The following is a 9,708-nucleotide window of genomic DNA, read 5'->3' on the forward strand; positions in this document are numbered from 1 at the left end:
ATGTGGGGGAAGGAGAATCGGGTTTCAACCCTTGCTCACAAACAAAAATAATCAATGTTTGCTTCTCTATGCCACATAGATAAGGGCGTCAAAATGCTTTTCAAGGGTTAAAAACAAAAAAGTTATGTTTTTTTCTACTTTTTGTAAGGGTTTGTTGAAAAACCATTCACACATAAAAAAACGGAGCCACTTGGGCTCCGTTTTCTTTTGATTATCAGTGATTAAGAATTGGCTTCTGCCGTTACAATCTCAACAGCCTGTTCGTCTGAGATTTCCCCTTCGGTTTTGGCAACGATGGTGTTAACAGCCGTATCACCCACTACGTTTGACGATGTACAGAACATATCGTTGATGCGGTCAACCGCAGCAATGATTGCCAGACCTTCCGGTGGTAAGCCCAGTTGATGCAACAACACGCCCACCATGACCACACCACCACCCGGTACGCCACCCGCACCGATCGACAGCAGCAGAATCGTCAGACCCAAAGTAAAGATGTCGGCGGTGTTAATTGGCTGGCCAAAAGCGTTGGCAACGAACATCGTCGCCAGTGCGATATAGATAGACACACCGGACATGTTCATGGTCGCGCCCAGCGGCACACCAAAACCGGCAACAGATTTAGACACATTCAGCTTCTCAGTCAACGTGCGCATTGTCACAGGAATGGTCGCATTGGAGCTGGCCGTCGAGAGTGAGAACAGGATTTGTTCACGAGTCGCACGCAGGAACTGTTTCGGCGTCACACCCGTCGACAATCCAACCGCCATCGGATAAAACACAAAAATCCAAAATACCAGCATAGCCACCACCAGAGCGACATAACCTGCCACGGACATCAATGTGTTCGCGTCAAGTGTTGCGCCGAGTTGGATCATCAGAGCAAATACCCCATACGGCGCCAGGCTCATCACCAAACCAACCAGCTTCATCATGATCTCATTGGCCATTTTGAAAGTGCGAATCGCCGGACCACCACGCGAATCCAGAGCCTGGATCGCCAGACCGGTCAGAATCGCCATGAAAATGATTTGCAGCATGTCACCGTTGGCAAACGCCTGTACCGGGTTACTCGGTACAATGTTCACCACCAGAGAAAAGATATCTGGGGTTTCTGTCGTGGTCAGTTTGACACTTTCTGAAATCGTGCCAGCCAGATGGGCATCCGCGCCAGGCTGGAAGATTAGCCCCACAGTCAGAGCAGCAGTAATCGCGATGATGGTATTAATAATGTAGAGTGCAAAAGTTTTCCCACCAAGGCGACCAAAAGCACTGATGTCTTTCAGGTCAACAATACCACACACAATTGATACATAAACCAGCGGCACCACCAGCAGTTTGATCAGTGAGACAAACATGCCCCCTGCTCCTTCTGCCGCACCAAGCAGGTAAGTATCAAAAATAGTAACGCCGCTAAACAGGTACTGAATCGCAGTACCAATTAGCAGGCCAGCAAACAAGCCTATAAAAATTTTACTTGAGAGCGATTTATCCATCGTACGTCTCCAGGATGTTGTGTTGATCTTTTATAATAATTAAGACGTTCATTCCGTTTTAAACGCTGAACGTCAGTGCATCATACACACGACATTTACATTTTGAAGACTTTATTTACAAAAGTGTTACATCGCTCATTTTAGAATAAATTACCAATTCCTAATAAAACTCAACCACAAACCTCCAAAAAACAACCTCAACAATCACTTAACACACAATATAACACTACTGTTGCATATTGAGTATTTTTGACCTGATCCGATCAGTCGCGATAAAAAAAGAGAGGCCAGTGGCCTCTCTTTGCTATCCGTAACGCTGCAGAATTATTTGGCAACCATCACCATCGCAGGGCGAATGACGCGGCCGTTCAGCTCATAACCTTTTTGCATCACAAACATCACCGTGTTGGACTCATGGTCAGCACTCTCTTGAATCGACATTGCTTGATGCAGTTCTGGATTGAACGCTTCACCTTCCGGGTTGATCTCTTTCAGACCAAACTTACTGATGGTATCGATAAAGGTTTTGTGTGTCAGCGTAATCCCTTCCAGGATTGGCTGAACCACTTCGCTTTCCGTATCCGCCGCCTGAATCGCACGCTCAAGGTTGTCAATAATCGGCAACAGCTCTTCAGCAAACTTGTTCAGCGCAAATTTACGCGCTTTGTCAATTTCCTGCTCAGTACGACGGCGCATGTTCTCAACTTCGGCTTTTGCACGAAGTACGGCGTCCTGCTGTTCTTTCACTTTCGCTTCGCTTGACAGCAACGCCGCTTCTAATTGTGCGATCTTCGCTTCAGTCTCATCCAACGCCGATTCTTCGTTCCATTCGATATCCGCATCTGTGCCTACCGCTTCCGCTTCAGTATCGACCTCAACCGTCTCTTGCTGTTGCAGCTCTTCTTCGTGCATCTTTTTTTCTTGGTTGCTCATGATATCTCCAGAATTCAACTTTCTTTTGGGTTTGAACCTGCTATTTCTTTAAGGTTCAGACACATAAAAATTCGCATAATAGGGTAACTTGCCATTATTATGGGGATGAAGATTTTTGATTCAAGCCCATTTCGATTGGAAAGCTTATGAAAAAACCGTTTAACGTGATCGCCATTATAGGGAAACCCCGGGATCAGCAGGCAATACAGACACATAAAGATCTGTATTTGTGGCTGACAGCCGAAGGCTACCATGTACTGATTGACGATCGTTTGAGCGACATTCTCGACGACATCCCGTCAAAGCAGTTTGCCAGCCTGATTGAACTTGGTCATGTGGCGGATCTGGCGATCGTGGTCGGCGGTGACGGAAACATGCTTGGTGCTGCCCGGGTGCTGTCGCGTTTTAACGTCTCCGTCATAGGTGTCAATCGCGGCAATCTTGGCTTTCTGACTGACTTAAACCCTGAGGACTTCCAACAAGCGCTGCATAAAGTTTTGCAGGGCGAGTATATGGAAGAAGAACGTTTTCTGTTAGAGGCCGAAGTGCACCGCCACGGCCAGGTAAAAAGTCATAATGCGGCGCTCAACGAAGCGGTACTTCATCCGGGCCAAGTCGCACACATGATTGAGTTCGAAGTCTACATTGATAACAATTTTGCCTTTTCACAGCGTTCGGATGGCATCATAGTGTCCACTCCAACCGGTTCGACGGCCTACTCTCTGTCCGGTGGCGGGCCAATCTTGTCTCCGAGCTTAAACGCCATCAGTTTGGTACCCATGTTTCCACATACCCTGTCGAGCCGCCCCTTGGTGGTCGATGGCAATCGAAAAATCAAACTGGTTGTCTCCCCAGACAATCGCGGTACGCAGGAAGTCAGCTGTGACGGCCAAATCTCGTTGCCAGTATCACCGGGCGATGAAGTCCATATTTTCCAAAGTCCGAACGTACTGCGCCTGATCCATCCCAAAGATTACAGTTACTACCACGTTTTACGCAAAAAGCTAGGGTGGTCGAGTAAACTGTTTTAATTCCTTCTCCGCCAGGGCATTGCATTGCCCTGACGGCCTATGCTCACGCCTTTGTCAAACCGCCCATCTCCCCGTTTTTTCTTCTTCATCACTCCCTTTCGCTGTCAAAACGCCGGTTTCCAAGTTACCGATCTTGCTCACAAAAAAATTTCGCCTCCCGGCTTTACTGTATAAAGAAACAGTATATACTGCACTTATATACAGTATTGTTCATTTAAACAGGTATCTAAAAATGCTGGCTCATCTAAGTGTTAATAATTTTGCGATTGTTAAGTCTTTACAACTCGAGCTATCTACGGGGATGACCACCATCACGGGTGAAACCGGTGCTGGTAAGTCCATCGCCATCGATGCGCTTGGTTTGTGCCTGGGTGGCCGGGCTGAAGCCAGCATGGTACGTCAGGGAGAAGAAAAGACGGAAGTCAGTGCGGCTTTTCAGCTCGACAACAATATTCACGCAACCCGTTGGCTAGAAGATAACGACCTGCTGGACGGCAGCGAATGTATTTTGCGCCGTACCATCACCAAAGAAGGCCGCTCAAGAGCCTTTATCAACGGCAGTCCGGTCCCCCTTTCTCAACTGAAATCACTCGGCCAGTTGCTGATCAATATTCACGGCCAGCATGCGCATCATCAATTGATGAAAAGTGAGTATCAGTTGGCCATGCTGGATCAGTATGCCGGACACCTTAACCTGCTGAAAAGCACCCGTAATGCCTATCAAAAGTGGCGTCAGGCGGATAACAACCTGAAGCAACTCAAGGAAAACAGCGCCGCCAATCAGGCACAGAAGCAGCTGCTGGAATATCAAATCAAAGAACTCAACGAGCTATCCCTTGGTGAAGATGAATTTGAAGAACTCGAGCAAGAGCACAGACGTCTGTCAAACAGCGGCGAACTCGCCTCTACCTGTCAGCAAGCCATTGAACTTATTTACGAAGGTGAAGAGGTTAATGCTCTTGGTATTCTCCAATCAGCCAGTCAGTCCCTGATTCAGTTGGCGGAGCTGGATGAAAAGTTGGCTGAGCTGCCGAACATGCTGGCCGACGCCATTATTCAGATTGAAGAAACCAACTGTGAACTGCGCAGCTATCTGGATGGAATTGACGTGGACCCGTCCCGAATGGTTTATGTGGAGGAACGTTTTTCTAAAGTCATGTCGATGGCTCGCAAGCATCAGGTACTGCCCGAAGTGCTGTATTCGCATCATCAGGACCTTCTGGCTCAAGTCGATGCTCTGGACTGTTCCGATGAAAGATTGAGTGAGCGGGCACAGGACGTCGAGGAAAAATATCAGGCCTTTATCAACAGTGCAGAAAAGCTGAGCAAATCGCGTTGTCGTTACGCTAAGGAACTGAACAAGCTTATTACCAGCAGCATGCACGAACTGAGTATGGAAAAAGCGCAGTTCTGTATTGATGTGGACAACAACAATCATCGTCCTTCTCCACTGGGCCTGGATACGGTCACTTTCTTAGTGTCCACCAACCCTGGACAGCCGCTGCAAGCCATTTCAAAAGTGGCGTCTGGCGGCGAACTGTCGCGTATTTCGCTGGCCATTCAGGTCATCACAGCGCAGAAAGTGGATACACCAAGCCTGATTTTTGATGAAGTCGATGTCGGTATCAGCGGTCCGACCGCAGCCGTGGTTGGAAAAATGCTGCGTACACTGGGAGAGTCCACACAGGTGCTGTGCGTCACCCATTTACCTCAGGTCGCTGGCTGTGGTCACCAGCAACTGTTTGTTGCTAAGCAGACTAAAGCAGGCAAAACCGAAACACAAATGCGGTTGTTGGATGTTGAGCAACGCGTGTCCGAACTGGCTCGCCTACTTGGCGGCAGCCAAATCACAGAGAGCACACTGGCCAACGCCAAAGAATTATTGATTGCCGCCTAAACGCGAGTCAAAAAGTCCATTTCGTTGGCAAATTTGCTTCGTTATTGCAACCAAATTCAAAATTCATGGTCAGAAACAATTCAAACAGCAGGGAGCTTTTTACATTAGCTCCCAGCTTGTTTATTATCAGCCCAGTTTAATGAATAAGTAGCTAAGAATTTAAGTATGCAATTGAAGAAGTGGTTAATCGCAGTTCCACTGGCGATGACAATGTTGACCGGCTGTTCTCTGCTGGAAAAACTGGTTTATCGCATCGACATCAACCAAGGTAACTACGTTGAGCAGGAAGCGGTCGATAAATTGAAGTTTGGCATGACCAAGGAACAAGTACGCTATGTGCTTGGCTCTCCGATGCTCATTGAAAACGGCTACCCGAATACCTGGTACTACATTTATCACCATACCGAGGGTCACAACGATTCGGTACAAAAAAATCTGGTGGTGAATTTTAACGATGCCGGTGCTCTGACAAAAATTACCGGAGACTACCCTGCCAGTGAAGGATTCTTCGAAGGCCTGAATTGATCGCCGCTCTCCACAGACAACAAAGGCTCACCACTGGTGAGCCTTTTCACTTTGGAGCTGACATCGTCTATTCGTCGTGTTTACGTTGAGCATTGGGTTTCCCCCCGGTGACCGGGTCGGCTTTGCCTTCCATTTTGGCCTGCTCAGCACGTTTGCGGCGAATTTCTTTGGGATCCGCCAGTAACGGGCGGTAGATTTCAATCCGGTCACGATCACGCACAGTTGCATCCAACTTAATGTTGCGACTGAACACTCCGACTTTATTTTTTTTCAAATCAATTTCCGGATAGAGCTCCAGCACACCGGATTCTCGAATGATCTCTTCTGCCGTCATGTTCTTATTGACGACCAACGCTATCACTCGCTGCTCTTGAGGTAAGGCATACACCACCTCAACATGAATCATGTCTGATTCAATACTCATAACACTCGTAAACCTGTTTTGCTCGTTTGGTAAACGCATTGACCATATTGCTGGTTAGTTCATTGAAGACCTTACCAAACGCCATCTCAATCATCTTGCTGGAGAATTCAAACTCCAATTTCAGCTCGACTTTACAAGCCTGTTCATCAAGCGGAGTAAAAAACCACCCTCCTTTGAGGGTTTTGAACGGGCCGTCCACCAGCGTCATCAGTATCGCCGTGCCCGGCGACAGTTCATTTGCGGTGGTAAACGTCTTACTGATCCCGGCTTTCGAGACATCGACTGAAGCCGTCATTACGCTGTCTGATGATTCATGGACACGAGCACCGGAACAACCGGGCAAAAACTCCGGATAGCGTTCCACATCATTGACCAGATCAAACATCTGCTCGGCGCTAAAAGACACCAAAGCGGAGCGGGTAACTTGCTTCATATCTACCTCTTGATACCTCGCCTGGAATTCAGGCTCTCACGGATTTTACTTTTATTCTCGTTAAGAGCAAATAAAAGGACTTCCTAACTGCAACCCAATCCGTATAATGCAGCCATTATGGCAAAGAAAAAATCCAAAACAAAAGCAGGTAGCAATACCATCGCTCTGAACAAAAAAGCACGTCACGAATACTTCATCGAAGAAGAGATCGAGGCGGGCCTGGAGCTACAGGGCTGGGAAGTGAAATCACTTCGCCAGGGTAAAGCCAACATTGCAGAAAGCTATGTGTACATGCGCGAAGGAGAAGCCTTTATCAGTGGCATGTCCATTACGCCGTTGACACAAGCATCTACTCACGTGGTCGCTAACCCGACACGCGTGCGTAAACTGCTGCTTTCACGCCGGGAGCTCGATAATCTGTTTGGCCGCATTAACCGTGAAGGAATGACACTGACGGCACTGTCGCTGTACTGGTCGCGTTCATGGGTTAAAATTAAGATAGGTGTCGCGAAAGGTAAAAAGCTGCACGATAAGCGTACTGACATAAAAGACAGAGATTGGCAACGCCAGAAAGCTCGTGTTATGAAGAGCAACAACCTGCGCTAATCTTAACCACTTAAACGCATATCACTGGACAGCTTAAGCTTTTCTGGTAGTATGCGAATCATACCTTGGGGCTGATTCAGGATTCGACGGGAATTTTGAAGTCTAAGGTGCATGCCGAGGTGCGGTAGGCCTCGTTAAAAAACCGCAAAAAAATAGTCGCAAACGACGAAAACTACGCACTAGCAGCTTAATACCCTGCTTAGAGCCCTTCCTCCCTAGCTTCCGCTTGTAAGACGGGGAATCAAGGAAGGTCAAACCAAATCAAGCTGGCGTGGATTCCCCCACCTGAGGGATGAAGCGTGAGATCTAATTCAGGTTAGCCATTCGATCGCGTGTCGGTTCGCAGTTGGGTGGTGAAATTAAAGATCGACTAAGCATGTAGTACCAAAGATGAATGATTTTCGGACGCGGGTTCAACTCCCGCCAGCTCCACCAATCACTAGTAACGGGACGTCTCAGGACGTCCCGTTTTCTTTTCTAAGCCCTTGTCCTATCTAACTTTAAGTGGTTCAGGGTGTCTCATCGAGATTCACTTAATCTCAGTCATTTAGTAACATTCTGCGTAACACTAACCAATAACAACACAAATTGGTGTTACATCAGAAAGGAACTATTAAATGGCTAGGCAAATCAAGCCCTTATCACCAACTCAAGTAACCAAAGCTAAGCCCTTAGAGAAAGAATATTCGCTTGCAGATGGCAACGGTCTGTACTTACGTATAAAGCCGAATGGCGCAAAACTTTGGATTTTCAACTACATCCATCCAACTACTAAAAAACGTAAGAACATCAGTCTTGGTGCATTTCCTGACATCACTCTCGCGTCCGCGAGAGAAAAAACAAGAGAGATGCGCCAGTTGGTAGCCGAGGGTGTAGATCCCAAAACACACAGAGATAACCAACGTTTTAATGCTCAGATAGCACAGTCTCACACGTTAAGAGCTGTCGCTGAAGAATGGTTTGAAGTGAAGAAGCACGATGTGTCAGATGATTATGCAGATGACATTTGGCGATCTCTTGAACTGCATGTGTTTCCGAATTTAGGAAATATGCCTGTTAACGAATTACTTACTCAAACAGTAATTCAAACATTACGACCTATTGAAGCGAAAGGAGCTTTAGAAACAGTAAGACGCGTCTGTCAACGCTTAAATGAAGTTATGACTTATGCACAACACTGCGGCAAAGTTGAATTCAATCGGTTCGAAAACATCTCGAAAGCTTTCAAAAAGCCAAAAGCTGAACACATGCTTACGATAAAGCCTGATGATCTAAATATTCTTATGCAAAAAATGTCATTGGCAAATATCAAGCTTACTACTCGTTGTGCCTTTGAGTTTCAGCTTCACACGCTAACTCGCCCAAATGAGTGCGCTAGAGCCGAATGGAATGAAATAGATTTCGAAAACAGGCTTTGGATCATTGGTCGAGATAAAATGAAAATGAAACGCGACCATAAGATCCCTCTTTCAGGTGCTGCATTACAGCTATTGAACTTTATGAAGCCTATATCATTCGGTCAACAATATGTTTTCCCAAGCGCTAGCTCAGCAGACAAACACATGAACAGTCAAAGTATCAACGCCGCAATGAAACGCGCAGGTATGGCGGGAAAGTTGGTGAGCCATGGTATACGCTCAATTGGCAGTACAGCGCTCAACGAACAGGGCTTCAACAAAGATGCTATTGAGCTGTGTCTAGCACACGTAGACAAGAACACGATTCGTGACATCTACAACAATGCTGAGTACCTCCAGGAGCGTCGTAAGATAATGGAATGGTGGAGCAACTTCATACTCGATGCTTCTAAAAACACCAACACAATAGCAAAACCCTCACGATAATTGATACATGTCACACTTTTAATGATATGTGGGTATTTTTGTATTGACGATGAGAATCACCCACATTATTTTAAATCGCGTCTAAATATTTAATTTTCACATAGGAAACAGGCATTTAAAGTCCGCTACGCGGCAACGAATCTTATTTCAGTTAAGCTTCGGTTTAACTATTTTTTTATTGTTTTGGTATTAACTTAACTTTCGGAGCCTTTTTGAAGACTTCAATATTTCATTACATACGAATACCTTCCTTTAATTTTTAAGGAATGAGTCTGCAATCCAATAGGCTTCAGTCCCATCTAGGTATTCCTTCACTGAAAATAAACTTCCGTGGATCAGTGTAAGTATTGGAATATAAAGTTAGTACTAGACATGAATTAATGTAGGTATCGTTATGTCTGTAAATACAACTCCTCTTCTAAAAATCGTACGTAAATCTGACGTTCTACAGCGCGTTCCATTCTCAAGAGCGACTCTTCACCGCAAAATTAACGATGGAACTTTCCCACCGTCAATTCC

Annotated in this window: 10 protein-coding genes and 1 other RNA gene; 7 read left to right on the forward strand and 4 right to left on the reverse strand. The window is 46.2% G+C overall.

The genetic code is table 11. The features are described 5' to 3' along the window. Positions 1 to 221: 221 nt before the first annotated feature. Together CAG65_RS06120 and grpE are read right to left on the reverse strand one after the other, a co-directional pair. The gene (locus CAG65_RS06120; protein WP_161452863.1) at positions 222 to 1,496 is read right to left on the reverse strand and encodes a dicarboxylate/amino acid:cation symporter; all 1,275 of its coding nucleotides are present in this window, start codon (positions 1,494 to 1,496) and stop codon (positions 222 to 224) included. A 324-nt stretch (positions 1,497 to 1,820) separates the two neighbouring features. Beyond that, positions 1,821 to 2,429, reverse strand: coding sequence for a nucleotide exchange factor GrpE (grpE, locus tag CAG65_RS06125; protein ID WP_161452865.1), 609 nt, complete (start codon positions 2,427 to 2,429; stop codon positions 1,821 to 1,823). Between the two features lie 146 nt (positions 2,430 to 2,575). On the opposite strand from grpE, the gene nadK reads away from it, so the two are divergent. The 3 genes from nadK (at position 2,576) to bamE (ending at position 5,882) form a co-directional block, all read left to right on the forward strand. Further along, positions 2,576 to 3,460, forward strand: a complete 885-nt coding sequence (nadK, locus tag CAG65_RS06130) for an NAD(+) kinase (RefSeq protein WP_161448233.1) — start codon at positions 2,576 to 2,578, stop codon at positions 3,458 to 3,460. A gap of 232 nt (positions 3,461 to 3,692) precedes the next feature. After that, positions 3,693 to 5,357: a DNA repair protein RecN gene (gene recN, locus CAG65_RS06135; protein WP_161452867.1), complete on the forward strand. Its 1,665-nt coding sequence runs from the start codon at positions 3,693 to 3,695 to the stop codon at positions 5,355 to 5,357. Between the two features lie 165 nt (positions 5,358 to 5,522). Next, positions 5,523 to 5,882 carry an outer membrane protein assembly factor BamE gene (bamE, locus tag CAG65_RS06140; protein ID WP_021706630.1) on the forward strand — a complete coding sequence of 120 codons (360 nt, stop codon included), beginning with the start codon at positions 5,523 to 5,525 and terminating at the stop codon, positions 5,880 to 5,882. Positions 5,883 to 5,949: 67 nt separating this feature from the next. On the opposite strand, the gene CAG65_RS06145 is transcribed toward bamE, so the two are convergent. Together CAG65_RS06145 and CAG65_RS06150 are read right to left on the reverse strand one after the other, a co-directional pair. Next, positions 5,950 to 6,306 (reverse strand): RnfH family protein, encoded by a 357-nt coding sequence (locus CAG65_RS06145; protein ID WP_021706629.1) that lies wholly within the window; start codon positions 6,304 to 6,306, stop codon positions 5,950 to 5,952. Next, on the reverse strand, positions 6,296 to 6,739 hold the full coding sequence (locus tag CAG65_RS06150; protein ID WP_021706628.1) for an SRPBCC family protein: 444 nt from the start codon (positions 6,737 to 6,739) through the stop codon (positions 6,296 to 6,298). Before CAG65_RS06150 ends, CAG65_RS06145 begins: the two co-directional genes overlap by 11 nt. Before the next feature lie 117 nt (positions 6,740 to 6,856). Between CAG65_RS06150 and smpB the strand changes: the two genes are divergently transcribed. The 4 genes from smpB to CAG65_RS06170 all read left to right on the forward strand — a co-directional run. Continuing rightward, positions 6,857 to 7,345 (forward strand): SsrA-binding protein SmpB, encoded by a 489-nt coding sequence (gene smpB, locus CAG65_RS06155; protein ID WP_021706627.1) that lies wholly within the window; start codon positions 6,857 to 6,859, stop codon positions 7,343 to 7,345. A gap of 67 nt (positions 7,346 to 7,412) precedes the next feature. Then, positions 7,413 to 7,780: a transfer-messenger RNA gene (ssrA, locus tag CAG65_RS06160) on the forward strand. 182 nt (positions 7,781 to 7,962) lie between these two features. Continuing rightward, on the forward strand, positions 7,963 to 9,189 hold the full coding sequence (locus CAG65_RS06165; RefSeq protein ID WP_161452869.1) for an integrase domain-containing protein: 1,227 nt from the start codon (positions 7,963 to 7,965) through the stop codon (positions 9,187 to 9,189). 394 nt (positions 9,190 to 9,583) lie between these two features. Further along, a partial coding sequence (locus CAG65_RS06170) for a helix-turn-helix transcriptional regulator (protein ID WP_161452871.1) occupies positions 9,584 to 9,708 on the forward strand: 125 nt, incomplete at its 3' end.

The sequence above is a fragment of the Vibrio sp. V39_P1S14PM300 genome, from assembly GCF_009904765.1.
Classification (GTDB): Bacteria; Pseudomonadota; Gammaproteobacteria; order Enterobacterales; family Vibrionaceae; genus Vibrio; species Vibrio proteolyticus.